Origin of the sequence: Alcanivorax profundi, from assembly GCF_003597125.1 — a bacterium.
Taxonomy (GTDB): Bacteria; Pseudomonadota; Gammaproteobacteria; order Pseudomonadales; family Alcanivoracaceae; genus Alcanivorax; species Alcanivorax profundi.
Map to the genome: position 1 here is coordinate 40,745 of NZ_QYYA01000004.1, position 19,070 is coordinate 59,814.

The 19,070-nt window shown below is 59.1% G+C and carries 17 protein-coding genes; 7 read left to right on the plus strand and 10 right to left on the minus strand.

The annotated features are described in order from the left end of the window. Nucleotides 1–40 precede the first annotated feature (40 nt). Together D4A39_RS12860 and D4A39_RS12865 are read left to right on the plus strand one after the other, a co-directional pair. Nucleotides 41–919: a fatty acid desaturase gene (locus D4A39_RS12860; protein ID WP_022984027.1), complete on the plus strand. Its 879-nt coding sequence runs from the start codon at nt 41–43 to the stop codon at nt 917–919. 13 nt (nt 920–932) lie between these two features. Next, a complete protein-coding gene (locus tag D4A39_RS12865; RefSeq protein ID WP_119918286.1) occupies nt 933–1,736 on the plus strand; it encodes an SDR family NAD(P)-dependent oxidoreductase in 804 nt (267 codons plus the stop codon). A 325-nt stretch (nt 1,737–2,061) separates the two neighbouring features. Here D4A39_RS12865 and D4A39_RS12870 read toward each other — a convergent pair whose 3' ends face one another. The 9 genes from D4A39_RS12870 to D4A39_RS12910 all read right to left on the minus strand — a co-directional run bounded on the left by D4A39_RS12870 (nt 2,062) and on the right by D4A39_RS12910 (nt 10,113). Beyond that, nucleotides 2,062–3,366, minus strand: a complete 1,305-nt coding sequence (locus D4A39_RS12870; RefSeq protein WP_022984029.1) for a TRAP transporter large permease — start codon at nt 3,364–3,366, stop codon at nt 2,062–2,064. Next, nucleotides 3,363–3,869 carry a TRAP transporter small permease gene (locus D4A39_RS12875; RefSeq protein ID WP_022984030.1) on the minus strand — a complete coding sequence of 169 codons (507 nt, stop codon included), beginning with the start codon at nt 3,867–3,869 and terminating at the stop codon, nt 3,363–3,365. The genes D4A39_RS12870 and D4A39_RS12875 overlap by 4 nt, the downstream gene beginning before the upstream one ends. Further along, the gene (locus D4A39_RS12880; protein ID WP_119918288.1) at nt 3,869–4,858 is read right to left on the minus strand and encodes a TRAP transporter substrate-binding protein; all 990 of its coding nucleotides are present in this window, start codon (nt 4,856–4,858) and stop codon (nt 3,869–3,871) included. Before D4A39_RS12880 ends, D4A39_RS12875 begins: the two co-directional genes overlap by 1 nt. Nucleotides 4,859–4,867: 9 nt before the next feature. Further along, entirely contained in the window at nt 4,868–5,719 is an 852-nt protein-coding gene (locus tag D4A39_RS12885) for a TRAP transporter TatT component family protein (protein ID WP_022984032.1), read from the minus strand. 72 nt (nt 5,720–5,791) lie between these two features. Continuing rightward, a complete protein-coding gene (locus D4A39_RS12890) occupies nt 5,792–6,613 on the minus strand; it encodes a rhomboid family intramembrane serine protease (RefSeq protein WP_119918290.1) in 822 nt (273 codons plus the stop codon). Then, nucleotides 6,604–7,653: an aminopeptidase gene (locus D4A39_RS12895; protein ID WP_119918292.1), complete on the minus strand. Its 1,050-nt coding sequence runs from the start codon at nt 7,651–7,653 to the stop codon at nt 6,604–6,606. The genes D4A39_RS12890 and D4A39_RS12895 overlap by 10 nt, the downstream gene beginning before the upstream one ends. Continuing rightward, complete coding sequence (efpL, locus tag D4A39_RS12900; RefSeq protein WP_022984035.1) at nt 7,653–8,219, minus strand: elongation factor P-like protein EfpL; 567 nt, start codon at nt 8,217–8,219, stop codon at nt 7,653–7,655. Before efpL ends, D4A39_RS12895 begins: the two co-directional genes overlap by 1 nt. A 235-nt stretch (nt 8,220–8,454) precedes the next feature. Beyond that, complete coding sequence (locus D4A39_RS12905) at nt 8,455–9,240, minus strand: lysophospholipid acyltransferase family protein (RefSeq protein ID WP_022984036.1); 786 nt, start codon at nt 9,238–9,240, stop codon at nt 8,455–8,457. A gap of 21 nt (nt 9,241–9,261) precedes the next feature. Beyond that, entirely contained in the window at nt 9,262–10,113 is an 852-nt protein-coding gene (locus D4A39_RS12910) for a GNAT family N-acetyltransferase (protein WP_022984037.1), read from the minus strand. 216 nt (nt 10,114–10,329) lie between these two features. On the opposite strand from D4A39_RS12910, the gene D4A39_RS12915 reads away from it, so the two are divergent. Beyond that, nucleotides 10,330–10,578, plus strand: coding sequence for a CDGSH iron-sulfur domain-containing protein (locus D4A39_RS12915; RefSeq protein WP_119918294.1), 249 nt, complete (start codon nt 10,330–10,332; stop codon nt 10,576–10,578). Further along, a complete protein-coding gene (locus D4A39_RS12920) occupies nt 10,578–11,420 on the plus strand; it encodes a transporter substrate-binding domain-containing protein (protein ID WP_022984039.1) in 843 nt (280 codons plus the stop codon). Before D4A39_RS12915 ends, D4A39_RS12920 begins: the two co-directional genes overlap by 1 nt. A gap of 40 nt (nt 11,421–11,460) precedes the next feature. Here D4A39_RS12920 and ppc read toward each other — a convergent pair whose 3' ends face one another. Then, a complete protein-coding gene (gene ppc, locus D4A39_RS12925; RefSeq protein ID WP_119918411.1) occupies nt 11,461–14,127 on the minus strand; it encodes a phosphoenolpyruvate carboxylase in 2,667 nt (888 codons plus the stop codon). Nucleotides 14,128–14,312: 185 nt separating this feature from the next. Between ppc and D4A39_RS12930 the strand changes: the two genes are divergently transcribed. The 3 genes from D4A39_RS12930 to D4A39_RS12940 all read left to right on the plus strand — a co-directional run bounded on the left by D4A39_RS12930 (nt 14,313) and on the right by D4A39_RS12940 (nt 18,996). Continuing rightward, nucleotides 14,313–15,254, plus strand: coding sequence for a nucleotidyl cyclase domain-containing protein (locus tag D4A39_RS12930; RefSeq protein WP_022984041.1), 942 nt, complete (start codon nt 14,313–14,315; stop codon nt 15,252–15,254). An 85-nt stretch (nt 15,255–15,339) separates the two neighbouring features. Next, entirely contained in the window at nt 15,340–16,998 is a 1,659-nt protein-coding gene (locus D4A39_RS12935; protein WP_158586940.1) for a S1 family peptidase, read from the plus strand. A 42-nt stretch (nt 16,999–17,040) separates the two neighbouring features. Beyond that, nucleotides 17,041–18,996 (plus strand): acyltransferase family protein, encoded by a 1,956-nt coding sequence (locus D4A39_RS12940; RefSeq protein WP_022984043.1) that lies wholly within the window; start codon nt 17,041–17,043, stop codon nt 18,994–18,996. Nucleotides 18,997–19,070: the final 74 nt, after the last annotated feature.

Genomic DNA, 19,070 nt, shown 5'->3' on the forward strand with positions numbered 1-19,070 from the left:
AGTAAACACTGTGTATCTGGACCATGCAGGAGACTGCCCAATGACGACAACAACCGAAGCAGAAGAACTCAAGACACTGGCCAAACTGAAGGTATCGCCGAAGTTTGCCTGGCCAACCATTGCCCTGATGGTGCTGTCCCATGCGGCCAACATCAGCAGCTGGATCATGGTCATCGGGGGCTACTGGCCTGCCTGGGTCGGCCTGGTGATCAACAGCATCGCCGGCTATGTCATGTTCACTCCTGCCCACGAATCCATTCATCGTGCCGCAGCGCAGAAATCAGAACACAACGACCTTATCCTCTCCATTGCCACCTTTGTGGCGGTGCCGTTTGGCAAAGGCAAGTTGTTCCGCATCATGCACATGCACCACCACCGCTTTGCCAATGATCCGGAAAAAGATCCGGATCACTGGATGGCCAGCAGTCTGTGGACCATGCCACTATGGGGTTTCTGGCCCTTCATTTACCTGATCAACTTCATGCGCAATCCGGAAAAGCTGCCCAATGTGGCCATGTCCGAAATCCGCCGTGAACTGATTGTCGCCGGCATTGCCCTGACCGCCCTGTTCATCTGGCAACCCTACGTGACCCTGATGCTGTGGCTGATCCCGTCCTACTTCTCGTTCTTTCTGATGTGTCTGGTGTTCATGGTGCTGCCGCACTACCCGCATACCGGCCGCCAGGACGTGGACCCGAATACCACCTCGCTGATGCGCATGGGCAAGGAATGGTTGCTGACCCCGATCCTGATGTACCAGAACTACCACCTGGTTCATCACCTGTACCCCACCGTACCGTTCTACCGGTATGGAAAAGTGTGGAAAGCCCGCGAGGCTTACCACCGCAAACACTCTGGCAGCATGATTATTGGCCCCTTTGATCTGGGCCCGAAAGACCAGCCCGGCGACGCCGCCTGACAGGAGCACAACAATGACAAAAACCGTACTGATCACCGGCGGCGCCGGCGGCATTGGCCGTGAATTCTGCAAGCTGTTCAACAACGATGGCTACAATATCGTGGTCTTCAGCCTGCTGCAGGACGAACTGGATCAGCTGGGTAACGACCTGAAAGCCCAGCGCAACGATGTGGTTTACCACGGCGTGCAGATGGACCTGTCCCAACCGGATGCCGCCGAGCGCATCGTGCAATGGCTGGACCAGGAAAACATCACCCTGGACGTGCTGGTCAACAACGTGGGCTTCGGCATGATGGGCGAGCACGTTGAGCAGGACACCCGGAAACTGGAGCGCATGCTCACCCTCAACAATATTCTGCTCAGCAAACTGTGCATGCTGGTAGGCGCCAAAATGAAGGCTCGCGGCCAGGGCAAGATTATGAACATCGGTTCCCTCGCCGGGTTCTGCCCGATGCCTTTCTTTGCCGCCTACAGCGCCAGCAAGGCATTCGTGATCAACCTCAGCGCCTCCCTGCAGGAAGAGCTCAAACCCTATGGCGTGCAGGTCACCTGCTTCTGCCCCAGCACCACCAAGACGGCCTTCCTGGATACCGCCCAAAGCGCACACAAGTCGTCCAGCGGCATCACCCAATTCGTCTCCGCGCAGATCGCCACCCCGGAAGAGGTGGCCGCTGCCGGCTACAAGGCCCTCAATGCCGGTAAGCGTTACGCCCTGCCCGGCCTGTCCGTTACCCTGCAAAGCATCTGGATCCGCATGATGCCACTGCGGGCAATGGCCAGTTTTGTTTATAAGCAGTCGGTCAATAAAAGCAGTTAACAGTGAATAGTTAATAGTTAACAGCTGCGCGGGGGAGGCATGCCTGTCCCGCAACCACAGAGGCCGCGCCCGGACATTGGGCGCGGCCTCTTTCGTTGGAAAACCTTTTGGAGCAGTAGGGGCCGCGATGCGAGGGTTGCGCATTGCGAAAGGCAAAGGGAAAACCTACCGTCTGCGTGCCTTGGGGTTGGCCCTTCACACTTGCTGCTCGTTCCTGCAAACGAAAGAGGCCGCGCCCAAGCCTGGGCGCGGCCTCGATACTTTCTGTGACCACCACGCGTTTCACGCGCCGCTATTCACTGTTAACTGTTAACTATTCACTGCCTTACCGAACCAACCACAAACTCAACTGCGGAATATAGGTAATCATCAACAGCGCCACGATCAGTACCAACATGAACGGAATCGTGGAGGCGAACAGTTCGGTGACTTTCTTCTTGAAGCGATAGCTGGCGATGAACAGGTTCATGCCTACCGGCGGAGTGATGTAACCGATCTGCATGTTGGCCACAAAGATCACACCCAGATGCACCGGATCGATGCCGTAGCGCAGGGCCACCGGCAGGATCAGCGGCACCATGATCACCAGTGCCGCGAAGATATCCAGCAACGCCCCCAGCAGCAGCAGCAGGATGTTGAGCAGAATCAGGAAGGTGATCTTGCTCTCCACGTGGGTCTGAATCAGGGTGAACAGCTGCTCGGGCACCCCGGCGTAAACCAGGTAATCGGTGAAGGCCAGGGCCACCGCCAGGATCAGCAGAATACCCCCTACCATGATCATGGAATCACGCATGATCGACGGCAATTTACGCAGCGAAATTTCCTTGTACAGGAACACCTCCGCCACCAGCACATACAGGGCCGTGACCGCGGCGGCTTCACTGACCACCAGGAAGCCAGAGAAGATACCGCCCAACACCACCAGCGGCAGCGGCAGCTCCCAGCGGGCTTCCCACAGGGCATCCACCAGCTCACGAAAATCAAACGGCTGACGCGGCACCGCCTTGCCATTCATGGCCGAGCCACGGGTTGCCCATACGCAGTAGCCATACAACAGCACGATCATCAGCAGGGCAGGCACCAGCCCCGCCAGGTACAGATCCACAATTTCTACCGAAGGCATATCCAGCTGCTGGGACATCTGCTGGGCAATAATGCCGTAGATCAACAACGGAACCGACGGCACCAGCAACAGGCCAAGACTACCTGATGAGGTAACCAGGCCAAGGCTGAACTTTTCCGGATAATTACCTTTCACCAGCGCCGGCAACAACAAGGCGCCGAGAGCCACGATGGTGACACCGGAACCGCCGGTCAGGGCGGTAAAGAAGGCACAGGCAATCAGTGACACAAAGGCCATGCCACCGGGCATCCAGCCAAAGGCCGCCTGGCTCAGGCGGAGCATGCGGTCGGCGGTTTTCGACTCACTCAACAGGAAACCGGCAAAGGTGAACAATGGCAACGCCATCAGCACCACGGAATTGCTGAGCTGGTAGATATCGATATGAAGCACGGCCAGCTCGATTTCCAGGGTGTAAAACCCGAGAGCCGCCGCACCCAGAATAATCGCGTACAGGGGCGCGCCCATCAGGGCCAGCACCACCAGCAAAATTATCGCTGCGGTAATCATGCCACCGGCTCCTGCAGTTTCGGCCGCTTACCGATCAGGCCCAGCGCAAACAACACCACATAACGCACCGCCATCACGGAAAAACCCACGGGGATAATGGCCTGCAACAGCCAGCTCGGGACACTGCCAAATGCGGGGGTCGCATACTCGTATTCCTCGATCACGAACCCCACGCTATACCAGGCCACCAGCACGCAAATGAACGCCGTAAACAGGTCCACAGCGACGGTCAGGAAGGGGTGATACTTTTCCGGTAGAAGAGCGGAGGCCACATCGATACGAATATGCTCGTCATTTCTGGAAGCAATCATCGCCCCCAACAGGCCGATCCATAACACGGCATTTTGTAGTAGTGGTTCAATCCAGATCAGGCTGGTGCCAAAGAAATTTCGCAGAATGATCTGCGCCACCGCCAGCAGGATCATAAACAAAAGGACGGCCACGATAAGGCCGTCCTCGAGTTGATGCAGAAAGCGGTGCAAACCGCGTAGCAACCCAGCCATTACTGACCTGCGCGCTGCTTGGCGAGAATTCCGTTAAGGCGATCAAGCATGTCTTGGCTGACTTCGCCCTCTTCTACCAACTCGGCAGTGGCACGATCGGCGTAGTCTTTCCATTCAGCACGCTGGTCTTCTGTTGGTTGAACCACCTCAAGCCCCTGTTGTTGCACGGCCTGGAAGGCGCTCAGATTTTCCTTGCGGCTTTCGGTATCCAGCGTATCGAAGGTCGCACCCAACACGTCACGCACGACTTTCTGATCTTCCGGGCTGATACGCTTGAAGTATTTTTCGTGAATACCCAATAGGCCGAAGGTGTACAGTAATGGCATATCGGTGACGTAGTTCACCCGCGAGTACCACTGCAAGGTCAGTGCTGCCACTGGCGGCGCCGCGAAGGCATTGATGGCACCGGTCTGCAGGGACGTCAGCACAGCACCGATGTTCAGCATGATCGGCGACAATTCAAAGGCCTTGGACGCCTTGGCAGATGCTTCATCATTGGCTGGCAGCCACAGTTTCTGGTCACGCAGGTCATCCAGGCTTTTTACCGGGTTTTCCGACATGACGTAGGCAAAGCCACCATCCACCAGACCGAAGCTGACCCAGCCGCCCTGTTCCAGACCCTGCTCGATCACCGGGTCCAGTTCCGCACGCACCGCATCCACTTCATCGTAATTGTTGAAGGCCAGTGGCACGTTGAGAATCTGGCTATCCTTGTAGGCCGAGGCAAAGGCCCCGCCTTGGGCGATCATGCCATGCAGCTGGCCGATGCGGATCTTGCGCTCCACTGCCCGGTCATCGCCCATCACCCCACCGGGGTAGATCTTGAGCTTCACGCGGCCCTCAGTCTTGTCGGCAATCTCCTTGCCGGCATTTTTCAGACCGGTGACGATAGTCGTGCCGTCCGGGTACAGGGTGGAAATCTTCAGCGTGGTGGCGGCGCTAGCCACCAGCGGCAGCAAGGCCACCAGTACAGTCGCGAGACGCAACATAATTAACTCCTAGAAATAGTCATCGGCGTCGGCAAGCAGGGCCTTGGCCTGCTCCTGCGCGTAGGTATTTTGCAGGGTCAGGCCATGAACGTTCGGGTCGGCCTCCAGCACCGCCTTGAGAAGGCGGTCATGCAATTCGCGGTCGAATACCAGGCGGGCATACTTTTCAGCATAGAGCACTGGCGCCAGCAGATTCTTGCCTTCCGACAGGCTCATGGCCTGCTCGAAATGGGCTTTGGCCACCTCAGGCTTGCCGCCCAGCGAGGCCGGCAGAATGCTGTTAAGCACGCCCAGGTACATGTGTGCCTGACCGTACTGGTAGCCTTCTTCCAGCTCGGTCACACGCTTCATGGTGGCTTCGACACGGCCCAGTTCGGCTACAGCGTTCCAGTCGCTGGTATTCTGCTGGATATAGCCGGCCCAGGCTCCACCCAGGGTAAACAGGACAGGCACATCGCCCTTGCCTGCCTCGGCCAACAGGGCCTCGTATTCCGGCACGCTGAGGCTGCGCAGATCGCAATAATCCCCATCGTGGGCACAGGCCGCCCGGAAAGCATAATTCAGGGCCTTGTTACTCAGCTTGCGGGCACGGGTCGGATCTTCCACAAACAGGCCGGCATAGGCGCCATAAAGGTCCGCACCGCTGGCCAGCAAGGATTCGCTGTCCGGCCAGTTTTCGATCAGCCCATCGACCATCAACAGGTAGGTCGGCAGGCCGTCCTCGACCAGCTGCAGATCATTGTTGTTGAGTACCCCGTAAGGCAGGTTGTCATCGACTCGGGCCAGAGAGCAGCCCTGTAGCGCAAGTATCGCTACGCAAAAAAGTGAAGGGACCAACCCGGGGAGGAAGCGCCACTGCATAGGTCGCCGGTATCCTTTCATTATTGTGACCGATTGTTTTGGCTGTCTTTATAGCAGCCCACCGGGGCTAACTCAAACACGCGCATGGCTCTTTCCCCGTGCCATCAGGCCAAAAATGCCACCCAACAGGCAGCCACTGACCAGCCCGGCCAAATGGGCGGCGTTGGCCACCACAGACGACAGCCCCACAAAGCAGATCACCATCCACGCCAGCATGAACAGGACGATTTCCCGGCGCAGGGCATAGCCGGCGCCCGGGTTGAGGCGCCCGTAAATCCACAGGTAACCCAGCAACCCATACACCACTCCAGACAGCCCGCCGAACAGGGGCCCACTGTGAAGGAATTGCGCCACATTGGAGATCCCTGCCGTCACCAGGGTCACCAGTAACAGCTGGGCCGAAGACTGGTGACGCTCAATCAATCGCCCCAGATCTGCCCACCACAACAGGTTGAAAATGATATGCAGAATGGAAAAGTGCAGCAGCATGGGGGTAATCAGGCGCCAGGGCTGGCTGGCCAGCCCTTCCAGGGACGAAGGGAACAACAGGGCACGGTACACCCCGTCGCCGAGCAGATACGGGGTCAGGAAAATGGCCACGCACAGCACCAGACCGGTTTTGGTCACCCAGCCCATGCTGGCCAGCCAACCGCCGGACAGCAATGGCTGGGGCTGCCCGGTCAGGGGCTCCAGCGGCTGGCGTCCCTGGCCTCGCTTGAGATCCGCGATCAACTCTTCGGTAAGCTGACGGGCATGGGGGTACTGCCCGGGGTCCGGGATCACCAGCACACATTGCTCATCAGCTTCATGACGCTCCACCTGAAAACCATTGCGCGTCAGGGTGCGTTCGATCAGGTCTGCCAGCTCAGGCTGGGGTGTACGAATCAATTCCATGCCAGCCCCTCCAGGGCCTGTTTGCGTTGTGTCGGGTTCAGGTCAGCCAGGTTATCCACCTGCTGCCAGAAACAGTCCCACTGCTGCTGGCACTGCGAAAACAGCCGGGCAAAGGCCGGCACATAGGCATTGTAATCACTGACACCGTTAAGCTGGGCATTGTTCAACGGCCCGTCGAAAAAACGCTGGTAGCCTTTCAGGCCCTCAATGCGCTCACGGTCTGCCGCGAAGCGCTGCCGAGCCTGCTGCTGGATACGGGCCTTTCCGGCGGCCAGTTTCTGTTCGTCACGCTCACGGGTATACAGCTCGTCCAGCGCCTCACGGGCATCGCCGATAATGGCCAGAAACGCCGCCTTTGCCCGATCCCGTTGAGGCCAATAATCGTCAGGCAGCGGCGCCTTTATGAAAGCAAAATATTGCACCGCTCCCTCTCGCCCCACCATGGTGGCCAGAGATTCGTTAAAGCGGGTGTCACCCTTGATATAGATCCGGCGATGGACCAGCTCATGAATCAGCAGCTCAGCCAGGGAGGGCCGGGAGCGCTGAATCATCGGGGTGGTCAGCGGGTCAGCAAACCAGCCCAGCGTAGAATAGGCAATCGCACCGCCTACCCAGGTATCAAACCCTTCGTCCTGGAGCGCCGCCGCCTCACGGTCTGCCCGCTCGCGGTCAAAGTAGCCCCGGTAGCTGACACACCCTACCAGCGGGTAACACCAGGTTTTGGGGGTCAGTGACCAGCCCGGCGCGGCCAGCACATTCCAGACCACCGCCTCCTGCTCCAGCGACACATACTGGTGGTAGACATCCTCGGCCGGCAAATCCAGGTGGTTCCCCGCCCAGTTCACCACCTGTTGACTGAATTGCAGTTGGCGCGCCACCGCCGGCGGTGTGTCAGGGTCCGCCAGCACCGAGTTCACCGGCTCGCGCTGGCTCATCAATGACCAATGCCCAGCGATCGCCTGGCGGTAATAACCCAGTTGGCAACCGGCCAACAGCCAGGCCAGCAAACAGAGAAGAAAAAAACGGTGGCCGCGTCGCATCAGGCCCGTGACATGAACTTGCGTTCGGCGGTATTCACCCGCACCTTTTCGCCTTCCACAATGTACTCAGGCACCTGCACTACCAGGCCAGTGTTGAGGGTAGCCGGCTTGGTCCGGGCCGACGCTGACGCCGCTTTCATGGCCGGGGCCGTTTCGGTGACTTCCAGCACCACTGACGCCGGCAATTCGAGCCCGATAACCGCATCGTCCACCTTCAGGGCCAGTACCCCTTCCGTGTCTTCGGTGATAAAGGCCAACTCGTCACTGATGTCATCCTGCTTGAGCAAGTATTGGGAAAAGTCCTCGTTGTCCATGAAGATGTAATCTTCGCCATCCACATAGGAAAACTGCACGGGACGACGCAACAACTCTACCGTGGTCACATCCTCATCACCCTTGAAACGTTCTTCGAACTTGGGCCCGCCCCCCACTGCACTGGCCTTCACACGGTACAAGGTGGCAGCCCCACGGGCAGACGGGGACTGCACCTCGATCTGGCGAATGGCATAGAGGGTGCCGTTGACTTCGATAACGTCGGATTTCTTGAGTTCGCTGGCGCGGGTCATGGGAGAGGCGTTCCTGAAATTTCGATGCGCCAATACTACAACAAACACTCCGCACAAGCTTCACACCGGCACACCGGTGACCGCTCTGCCTATTTTGCAAGCATGCTCACACAAGGGGGAACTGTGGGGACGGTGGTTTCACCGCGAATGAAGGAGTATCGCGCTCGGACGGCCGCTCCCTGCTCAGCAATGGCAAGAATCCAATGTGGGAGCTGCCTGCAAGCGAAGCCTCTTGTCAGTGGGACAATTGCTCCGCGATACGAACACGCGCTTGCTCACACAGTGCCTTGCGGTCTCCGTGCTCCGTCAACGGCGCGCAGAAATGCAGCCGCACGCGAATCTCCCGTCGCAATAGCATGGCCCACAGGTGATGATGAAATTCATCGTCACCAATGAACGCCATGGCCCGGTCCGGGGCGCCCATGCTATCTAGGTACCGAATCGCCAGCGGCTGCACCGGCACCTTTGCCTGTAGCGGAGCGTCAAACAGCTGGGGAAAGAAACGGCGCAACCCGGTGCCGTCGGTGGTGGTGCCTTCCGGGAACACCAACACGGTATGCCCCAACTGCAGCCGGCCGGCGATTTCACCCGCCTTGCGACCCGACTCGCCACTACCGCGCTGGATAAACAAGGTGCCAACGGCCCGGGCAAGATGACCGATCAGCGGCCAGTCGCCCACTTCTGCCTTGGACAAAAAGTACAGGTGCCGCTGACTGGCAATCACCGGAATATCCAGCCACGAGACATGGTTGCTGACCAGGAAAACCGGGCGCCCCAACGGCTCACCCGTCACCGTGAGGCGCACCCCGAGAATACGCACAAAACGCTGACACCAACGCTGTTTGGCGGCCAGTACCGCGGGCCGTTGAGGCCACCAGAATGCGCCCAGCACAAACGCCAGCACAAATCCCCACAGTAGATGAACGACGATGCGCAACACCCGCCACACACGGCGAAGTTGGGGCCAACTGCGGCCTTGCGCAGGCGCATTAACGCTGACGCTCTCGCTCATTTCATTCATTCGGGGCATCCGTTAACCACGTTATACGGCCTGGGCAGGCTGCATGAAATGCTGAACGTAACGGGCGGGCAGATCGTTCACATCCATCAGCACGAAGAAATCCAGACAATTGAAATCCGGGTCCCAGCAGGGCTCACCACAGATTTGCGCCCCCATGCGCATATAGGCTTTAAGTAGCGGCGGCATTTTGGCATTGGTTTCCGTGCTGTCACCGGGCAATTTGTGCAACCGTAAATGGGGAATCACACGGTGCTGGCCAGCGCTCAGGTGCTTCTCGTTAATCCGCTGCTGTACCCCGGCCACGTTGTACCCTTCGCTCAGCGCGATACTGGCACAGCCGAGCAGGTAACGGACATCATTCTCGATCATGTACTGGGCCAGCCGGGCCCACAGCACGGTGATCACGGCTCCGCTGCGATGCTCAGGATGAATACAGGTGCGGCCGATCTCGGCCAGGCGCCCCTCCAGATGCCGCAACATGGACAGATCAAATTCGCCGCTGGAGTAAAAACCGCCCGTCCGGTTCAGGCGGTCCCCTGGCAGCACCCGGGTGTAGCCAACGATCTCAGCATTGCGGGTATCTTTTACCACCAGATGCAGGCAATGCTTGTCATAGCGGTCCCGGTCCAGACCAAACGGGGCACTGAAACTGGCCCCATACTCCTGAGAGAAAATACGGTAGCGCATGCGCTGCACTTTAAGAATTTCTCGGCGAGAGCGCGTAAAGTAGGCCACAAAGCGGCTCTGGTTTTCCGCCTCATTCAACTCACGGGGGAAACGCAGAATATCCGCTGTCGCGGCAAACGGTTTAACCAGGGCTCCCTTGAGTTGGGGGCTCAGTGCTTTGATCTTTCCTGCGGCTTGCGCAAGCATGGCGTACTCCACTGGCAGTTTCGGCCAGTGTCACCAACCCCGGTGGCAACGCAGTGACATTAGCGTGACATTTCCAAGACAAGGGGAAAGGCAACTAACAGTGAATCGCTGCGCGGAAAGCCCATGGCAATGCCGCAACGCATCGGGGCCGCGTTCACGGTTGGGTGAGAACAGGCCTTCCGGGTGTGTGCACCAGGGATGACGAGGGAATAAAGGATGAAAAAAGCGGTGATTGCAGCGCGGTTACCCTTTCCCATGGAAGTGAAAAAAGGGGAAACCGTGCAGTGGTGTGCCTGCGGGTTGAGCCAGAGCCAGCCCTGGTGTGATGGCAGCCACCGGGGCACCGACTTTGTCCCGGTGACCTTCACTGCCCGCCGCGATCAGATCGTATTCTTCTGCGGTTGCAAGCACAGCAAGCGCGGGGAAATCTGTGATGGCAGTCATGCCCGGCTGGAGCGGTCCTGATGCGCCTCGGCTGGCTCCTGCTGCTGGTGCTGTGCGCCCCTCTGGCGGCAGACCCGGTACCCCTGCCCCTTGCAGTGCCTGCGGATGTCTACCGGGATTATGAATGCTGGCTGGGGAAACGCACGCTTGCCACCATCTCTGATTATCGCGGTCCCTGTTTACGGCGCGATGTGGTGGAGGTGGCCCTGTTTCAACAGGCCCTGATCGCCGCCGGTTATGCCCACGCCCCGCAATGGGAAATCATCAACAGTTACCAACGGACCTTGCTTGAGCTGTCCCACGGCAAACTTCCCGCGGCGGCCACCAGCCTCTGGCTGAAGGATATCGAAGCGACACCCGGACTCACAGCCAGCCGCGCCGTGCTTCCCGTCGGCAGCAATCTGGCACAGCTGTATGGTCGCGAACCGGTGGCCGGCATCCCCCCCCTCACCCGCCTCCAGCAGTTGTCAGAGTTTCGGATCGTCAGTTCCAGCCAATGGGACACCGACTGGCAGCTGCTTAAGACATTACCCCATGCCGAGTTGCTGGAAGCCAATCACTGGAAAACTATGGTCCGTTGGGTGAACCATGGTCGCGCAGACCTGTTATTGGCCCCCCCACTGCAACACGACCGCCAGCATTTGACGGTCGATGCCATCAGGCTCGCCCCCGTGCCGGGCGGCATGCTATGCCTGCCGGGGAGCCGCCATTTTGCCATCTCGCAACAGTGGCCTGAGGCAGAAAAATTGCGACAAGCGCTGGATCGCGGGCTATCGATTCTGGAAAAGGAAGGCCGCCTTCAGCAGGCCTACCAGCAAGCCGGTCTGATGATGAAAACCCCCACCCTGAACGCCTGCGACTAGCAAACACCGGGCAGGCTGCTGGCCGGCTTTGCCAGATCCACTACCCGGTGTTACGCAACCCGGCAGCAATACCGGCAATGGTGACCATCAAGGCACTTTCCAGGGTTTCATCACCGTCCTGCTCCCGCAAACGGGCCATGAGTTCGGCCTGCAGCAAATGCAGCGGGTCGGTGTAGGGATCACGCACCCGGATGGACCAACGCATCACCGGATTATTATCCAGCAGATCTTCTCGCCCGGTCAGGGCGCTCAGCGCCCCGACCGCGCCGGTCAGTCTTTCCCGCAGGGATTGCCCCAGCGCCTCCAGCCCGGCATCTCCACCAGCCAGACGCTGCTCATACCAGGCCGCCACGTTCAGGTCGGCCTTGGCGAGCACCATCTCCAGCATATCCACCACGCCCTGGAAAAACGGCCAGTGCTCTGCCATCTCCCGCACCAGAGCACTTTGCCCGGGATCCTCATGGGCCGCTTCCAGTGCCGCACCAGTGCCCAGCCAGGCTGGCAGCATCAGCCGAATCTGGGTCCAGGCAAAGACCCAGGGAATGGCGCGCAAGGAACCAATCCCCGCATCTTTCTTGCGACGCGCCGGACGGCTGCCCAGCGCCAGCCGTGACAGCTCGGTTTCGGGGGTAACGGTACGCAGGTATCGCACCAGCTCCGGCTCCTCTTTGACCACTGAGCGATACCCCGTCACCGACACGTCGGTAAGAATCTGCATCTGTTCACGCCATTGTGGCTTGGGCGCGCGGGGTGGCAACAATGTTGCCTCCAGGGTGGCCGCCACATACTGGGACAGATTGAACACCGCCACCGCCGGACGACCGTACTTGAAACGAATCACTTCCCCCTGCTCGGTCACCCGGATACGGCCAGCCACCGATCCCGGCGGCTGGGACAACAACGCCATGCGAGTGGGGGAACCACCGCGGGAGATAGAGCCCCCACGGCCATGGAACAGGGTGAGCGGAATCTGGTGCTCGGCGAACAAGGCAGTCAGGGCTTCCTGGGCCCGGTACTGTGCCCAGGCCGCGCCGAGAAAGCCGGCATCCTTGGCCGAATCGGAATACCCGATCATGACCTCCTGCCCACTGGCCACACGCTCCCGGTAGAACGGCATGGCCAGCAGCGCGCGCATGGAAGCCTCCGCGCCTTCCAGATCATCCAGCGTCTCGAACAGCGGCACCACTCGCATGGGCTCACGCACGCCTGCGATCTTCTGCAACAGCATGACCGCCAGCACATCCGAGGGCGTGGTGGCCATGGAAATCACATAGGCACCGAGCCCTTCACTGCCCTGCTCGGCAATCACCTGGCAGGTATCGAGGACTTCCCGCACTTCCGGGGTACACTCATCCGCAGTGCGGAACGCGGCATCCACCAACGGCCGGCGCGCCTGCAACTCCTCGACCAGAAAGGCCTGCCGACGAGACTCGTCCCACTCGCCGTAACGGCCCAACTCCAGATAACGGGTAATCGCATCCAACGCATCCCGGTGGCGGGTCGATTCCTGGCGGATATCCAGCCGCAGCAGGGTAATGCCGAAACAGTTCAGGCGCCGCAGGGTATTTTTCAGATCGCCATCGGCAATATCGGCCAGCCCGGTTTCCCGCAGCGAACGGTCTATCAGCAGCAACGGAGACAGCAGCTGCTCACGATGAGTGTAGCCATCGCCATCCGCTACTGGCTGATTTTCAATGCGGGCCTCGAGCTGGCGACGAGTCAGCTTCAGGCGACTACGCACATCGCGCAGCAACACACGGTAGGGCTCATGACTCGGGCCCGTCACCGACAGCAACTCATCACTGGCCATCTCCATGGACAGATCCGCCAGCAGCTCTTCGATATCCCGCAAGTAGAGATCAGCCGCCATCCAGCGGGCCAGCAGCAAGACCTCACGGGTCACCGTCGCAGTCACATTGGGGTTGCCGTCGCGATCGCCTCCCATCCACGACGCCAGCTTCACCGGCGCCCAGTCTGCCGGCGGTTGCGGCAGCCCTTGCTCCATCAGTTGACGCTCAAGCTGGCGGACCATGTCTGGCACCGCCTGCCACAGAGACTGTTCAATGGTGGCGAAGCCCCATTTGGCTTCATCCACGGGGGTCGGCTTTTCGCGGCGAATCTCATCCGTTGTCCAGGCCGCCAGAATCACCCGGCGCAGGCGTGCTCGCAGGGTCGCGCGCTCTTCATCATTAAGATCTGCACGATCCAGCTCGCCCAACAGGTCCGCGATTTGATCGTATTTACGGATCAGGGTGCGACGGGTCACTTCAGTGGGGTGTGCCGTGAGCACCAGCTCCACAGACAAGCTTCGCAGGGTATCGGTAAGGGTCTCGGCCGGGATCTGCTGCTGGGTCAGGCGCTCCAGCACATCACGCAGCCCCTGGTCACCTCCCGGATCACCCGGGTAGCGCTGGTGCTGACGATGCAGTCGTTCACGGTGGTGCTGCTCGGCAATGTTGCTGAGATTGAGGAACTGGCTAAACGCTCGGGCCACTTCCAGCAGGGTGTCATCATCCAGTGGCGAGAGCAGGTCCCGAAGGGACGTCAACGGTGCGCCACTCTCACTGCGTGTGGCCACAGAGGCCTGGCGGATCTGCTCAATGGTGTCGAACAGGCCATCGCCCGCCTGCTGTCGCAGGCACTCACCCAGCAGGTCGCCCAGCAAACGAACATTGTCCCGTAATGGTGCATTCACACTGTGGTCCACATGGCCTCCCATACTATTCCGGCAGCGGTGTTTACCGCACACAACGTTATCTGGCTCTCCGAATCCCAGGCAATGACGATCAATAAAATGAATATACCAGTTTTAACAAGATTACCCGTGTGGGCATCTTTATTCCGGCGCCCGGCTATCGCAACATAGGCGCCTCAGACACAGGGACCCCCATAATGAGTACAAACAGCCGCTTTACTTCTGACCAGGGCGTATTGCTGATGCAGTATCTGGCCCGTGGACTGTTTGCCACCCTGGCCGTGATTTATTTTCACAACACCGAGCAATTCTTTTTCAGCGCACCCAAGGCTACGCCCTGGTTGCTGTTTATTGCCTACGTGGGCATCCAGTTGATTCTGCTGTTCTGGCGTCCCGCCAATGCCGATGCATTTTCGTCTGCACTGGACCTTGTCACGCTCGGAATCGTGATGCTGTTTGACGCCGGCAATCCACCGCCCACCATGGCCTTGCTGTTCGTCGCGGTACTCAGTAATGGCATGCTGCATGGCCTGAAACGGTTTCTCATCATGCTGCTGGGCGCCGAAGTGGTGCTGGCCATCGTGCTGCCAATTCGATTGAGTTATGCCCCTGTGGCTGACAGCTCCGCCAGCCTGTTTCTGGTCGCGGCACTCACCGCCTGCATGCTGTATTTCGGCTTGATGATCTGGCGCAATCAGGTGCTCGCCCGCGCGGCCCTGGAAGCCACCTGGCGAGACCCGGATACGGACTTTATCAGCCGAGAAGCGCTGGTCAGCACTGCCGGTTGGTTGGTGCCCCTGCACGACCGAATTTCATCGCCCCTGACGCTGGCACTGGTAGAACATCACGATTTGCCGTTACTTGCTGACCGGGTAGCCCAACGCATTCGCCGCAGCGATGTGGCGGCCCGCTACGATGACACCCATCTGGCCCTGCTGCTGCCCTGCACCGCCACGGCCGCCGCCGAACAACTGCTCAATGACCTGCGCGACCGCCACCCCGGCCTGCGGGCCGCCGTAATGACCCTGACCGATGGCGATGCGGCACTGGAACAGGCCCTTGGCCACCTGCAGAGCACCATGGCCCGTACCCGTGAAGATGACGATCACTGGCTGGCCCATGCAGCACCGATGCACTGATCGGCGAACGAACAAAAGAACACACCTCTTCACAGCCCAGGGAAGGCAAACGGTTTACACTGCAAGAAAATTGCCGGGTTCCATAATGCTGCATCCCCGTATCGCTCTCTGCTTCCTGTTGCTGGTGGCCTGCCATGCCGCCAGCAGCCAGACTGCCACACCGCGGATTGTCGGAGGCTCCGACGCCCCCCCCACCCGGTGGCCATGGATGACCCAGGTTGCCATCAAGGATCCGACCTTGAGCAGCGGTTATCTGCTGTGCGGAGCCAGCCAGATCAGCACCCGCTGGGTCCTGACCGCAGCGCACTGCCTGGAATACAGCAATGGTGCGCCCGCAGCCCCCAGCAATGTTTATGTGTTTATCGGCAACACCGTTCGAAATAATGTCCCGGAAAGCGGCACCCAGGCAGAAAAACTGTTTGTGCATTCACAGTACCAGAATCTGGAGTACGACCTTGCCCTGATCCAGATCCCCGAAACAAGCAATACCGAATGGCCAAGCATCATCACCCTGGCCACCTCTAATTCCCTGGAAACCGCGCCCTTCAGTGAACGCGATGAAGCCGTTACTGCTCTGGGATGGGGAGAAACAGGCAGCGGCTTGAGCGCCACGCTGCAGGAAGTTCAGCTCGATTACCTTCCCCGTTCGCAATGCCGTAACCTGAGCCCGTTGAGCATTGCGGACTTCGTCATATGTGCGGCCGAACTGAACCCGGTAAATGGCAACAATCAGGACAGCTGCTTCGGTGACAGCGGCGGCCCGCTGTTTCTGGGGCGTGATCCGTCGCCGAGATTGGTCGGCCTCACCAGCTTTGGCGAAGAAGAGTGCGCAACAGGATCACCGGCTGGGTATACCCATCTGGCAGCCGAAACAGATGAAATCGAAGCCCTCACCGCAGCAGCGGGACTACCTCTGGTGGACCTCGCACTGTCCTGGAGTGGCTCTCCCGCAGACCGACTCTATTCCCTGCCGGCGGATGACGTCACGCTTCAAATCCAGGTAGACAGCGCAGAGAATCGCGCGACCAACCCTACTCTCGATGTTGCCCTGTCCGGTAGAACAACCGCCTCGGCACAGTGGCAAGGCTGCAACTCAACCCTGCCAGGTAACCGCTGCACTCCAACGCCATCTTTGAACGGCAGCCTTCTGCAGTCACTGCTGATCTCAGGTAACAATGGCCCCGATCAGGTGGTCACCGTTACCGTGCAAGGGCGAGCTGACGAGGAAGAATTTCGTCGCCAGAACAATCAGCTGGCACAAACAGTGGTGTTTTCCAGTAACCCGGACATCACCCTTGGCGCCAGCCAGACCCTGAGCAGCGCCAGCCAGGCGCGTGTCACCGTCACCCTGAGCAACCGGTCGCCGTTTAACAACGCCAGCAACGCCGAAATCCGTTTCAACCTGCCCCCCAGCCTGACATTGACCAACAGGGAAATCCTTGGCTGCACCGGCACCACCCCGGTACTCTGCCCCGTGGGAAATGTATCAGCGGACTCAGTGCAGACCATGTCCCTGGACTTTGCTTCAGACGATCGCCAGTCCCGCAACCTGTCGCTAACCGGACACATCGATGAGAGCGATGTTCCCAATGGGGATACCAGCACTTCATTAACCCTCAGCTTCAATGATCCGCCGGCCAGTCGCTCCAGCGGCAGCAGTGGCAGCGGCGGCAGCCTTCCCGCCACGATCCTGCTGGCGAGCCTGTTGTTGGCAATCCGGCGCCAGTCTTGTCCCACCTGCTAAGCCCCTATATTCTCCCCGCTTTATCTGTCTGTCGGGGACATCATGGTTAACAGCAAACCGGGCTACCGCGCCGACATTGAGGGCTTGCGCGCGCTGGCCGTGATTCTGGTCATTCTCTATCACTTCGAAGTGCCAGGTATCACGGGCGGCTTTATCGGTGTCGACGTCTTCTTTGTCATCTCCGGGTTTGTGATTACCCAGCTGCTGGAACGTGCTTTTGCCAAGGGAACCTTCCGCTTTGCAGACTTTTATGCACGCCGTATTCGCCGGCTCGTTCCCGTCTTTCTGCTGGTCTCCACCGTCACCTTTCTGATGATTTCACCGTTTTACATCGGTGACGCCTATTACATTTTTGCCAAGAGCTGGCTGTCATCACTGATCGGCATCAGCAACCTCTACTATTTCACCGAGCTGACGCAGTATTTCGCCCCAGAAACCCGCTCATTGTCGCTGCTGCATACCTGGTCACTGGCGGTGGAAGAACAGTTCTATCTGATCTGGCCATTAACGCTCTACCTGGCCTACCGTTTTGGCAAAGGCCGCTCGGGTCACTGGCCGTTCCGAATAACCCTGCTGCTAACTTTTGCCCTGTCGGTCTACCTGGCCAGCCGCTGGCCAGCCGCGGCCTACTACCTGCTGCCTGCGCGGCTATTCGAATTCATGCTCGGCACCGGCGTTGCCCTGTTTGCCAACCGGCTACCCCGCTTATCCCGCACGGCAGCGGAGAGCCTGTCCCTGGCAGGACTGGCCATGATCATTGCCACCGCCCTGTTGCTCACCAAACATGATCACTTCCCCGGTTATAATGCCCTGTGGCCTACACTGGGCACCGCCCTTGTGATCTACGCGGGCCTTCATCAACCGGGCACGGTGGCCGGACGACTGCTGAGCCTGCCAGTGATGGTCTTTCTCGGCGGCATTTCGTACTCTCTTTACCTGTGGCACTGGCCGCCAGTCGCACTCATGCATTACCAGTTGGTGGAGCTGACCGCCTGGAATCGCATCGCACTTTTGGCAGGCGTGGTCGTGGTCTCGTGGCTGAGCTACCGCTACGTGGAGAATCGCTATCGACACCGGCCCTGGAGCCTGAAGAAGTCCTTTATGGTGTTTGTGCTTGGCCCGCTTATTGCCATCTGGGCGATTCAGTCCACCATCCGCATTGCCGACGACCTGAGCTTCCGGATCCCTGAAGAACGCCGCGAACTCTATACCATCATCGCCAACAACAACCCCGCAGACCTGTACAAGCGCTGCTTCAAAGGGGACCCGGTGGAGTTCAACACCGGCAACGCCTGCCTTTTCGGGGCTCCCGCAAAGGACGGCAAGCCCAACAGCATGCTGATCGGGGACTCCCACGGTATTGCCCAAATCGGTTTTGTCGAACAACTGATCGAAGGCAAGGGGTATTCCCTGTTGATGGTAACCCGCGCATCCACCCCCTTCCTGCCAACCCCCATCGCCGAAAAGGTACAAGCACGCGACCCCACCCAAGTGGCCCGCAATCACGCGCTGACAGAGTATCTGGAGCAACACCCGCCCATGACGGTGTTTCTTGGCGCATGGTGGAACTCCTATTTGAGAAATGAGGCGTATCAGCAACACTTCCTGCGCACCCTGAACTGGCTAATCGACCAAGGCCATACCGTGGTGATCTTGGAAGATGTCCCCGAACTGCCCTCTTCGTCCTATGCGGAGTGCCTGCTCAAGAACATGGATGACTGCACGATTGATGCGACAGAAGTCGAGCAAAACCTGATCAATTTCTATCGCTTTAAAGAAGCTGCCAGGGCACAGCATCCAGAGATTCTCTGGACCAATCCCCGCAAAGTTCTGTGTGACGAGCAACGCTGCCAGACTGTCCTCAACGGCATTCCACTCTATCGTGACGAAAGCCACCTGAACAACGTAGGCGCAGTTGAGATTGGCAAGGAATACCTGAAACGTTTCGACAATCCGCTACCTGGGATACACGAAACCGAGCCGCAAACGCAACACTGAAGGCGGTCCAGACTGATGCTGTTTGTATTTAACAGGAAGCGACACGGGCACCCTGAAAGTGGACCGGAAAGCCA

Coding starts and splice junctions, on each gene's coding strand:
- D4A39_RS12860 (WP_022984027.1), top strand. CDS start 41: ATGACGACAACAACCGAAGCAGAAGAACTCAAGACACTGGCCAAACTG.
- D4A39_RS12865 (WP_119918286.1), top strand. CDS start 933: ATGACAAAAACCGTACTGATCACCGGCGGCGCCGGCGGCATTGGCCGT.
- D4A39_RS12870 (WP_022984029.1), bottom strand. CDS start 3,366: ATGATTACCGCAGCGATAATTTTGCTGGTGGTGCTGGCCCTGATGGGC.
- D4A39_RS12875 (WP_022984030.1), bottom strand. CDS start 3,869: ATGGCTGGGTTGCTACGCGGTTTGCACCGCTTTCTGCATCAACTCGAG.
- D4A39_RS12880 (WP_119918288.1), bottom strand. CDS start 4,858: ATGTTGCGTCTCGCGACTGTACTGGTGGCCTTGCTGCCGCTGGTGGCT.
- D4A39_RS12885 (WP_022984032.1), bottom strand. CDS start 5,719: ATGCAGTGGCGCTTCCTCCCCGGGTTGGTCCCTTCACTTTTTTGCGTA.
- D4A39_RS12890 (WP_119918290.1), bottom strand. CDS start 6,613: ATGGAATTGATTCGTACACCCCAGCCTGAGCTGGCAGACCTGATCGAA.
- D4A39_RS12895 (WP_119918292.1), bottom strand. CDS start 7,653: ATGCGACGCGGCCACCGTTTTTTTCTTCTCTGTTTGCTGGCCTGGCTG.
- efpL (WP_022984035.1), bottom strand. CDS start 8,219: ATGACCCGCGCCAGCGAACTCAAGAAATCCGACGTTATCGAAGTCAAC.
- D4A39_RS12905 (WP_022984036.1), bottom strand. CDS start 9,240: ATGAATGAAATGAGCGAGAGCGTCAGCGTTAATGCGCCTGCGCAAGGC.
- D4A39_RS12910 (WP_022984037.1), bottom strand. CDS start 10,113: ATGCTTGCGCAAGCCGCAGGAAAGATCAAAGCACTGAGCCCCCAACTC.
- D4A39_RS12915 (WP_119918294.1), top strand. CDS start 10,330: ATGAAAAAAGCGGTGATTGCAGCGCGGTTACCCTTTCCCATGGAAGTG.
- D4A39_RS12920 (WP_022984039.1), top strand. CDS start 10,578: ATGCGCCTCGGCTGGCTCCTGCTGCTGGTGCTGTGCGCCCCTCTGGCG.
- D4A39_RS12930 (WP_022984041.1), top strand. CDS start 14,313: ATGAGTACAAACAGCCGCTTTACTTCTGACCAGGGCGTATTGCTGATG.
- D4A39_RS12935 (WP_158586940.1), top strand. CDS start 15,340: ATGCTGCATCCCCGTATCGCTCTCTGCTTCCTGTTGCTGGTGGCCTGC.
- D4A39_RS12940 (WP_022984043.1), top strand. CDS start 17,041: ATGGTTAACAGCAAACCGGGCTACCGCGCCGACATTGAGGGCTTGCGC.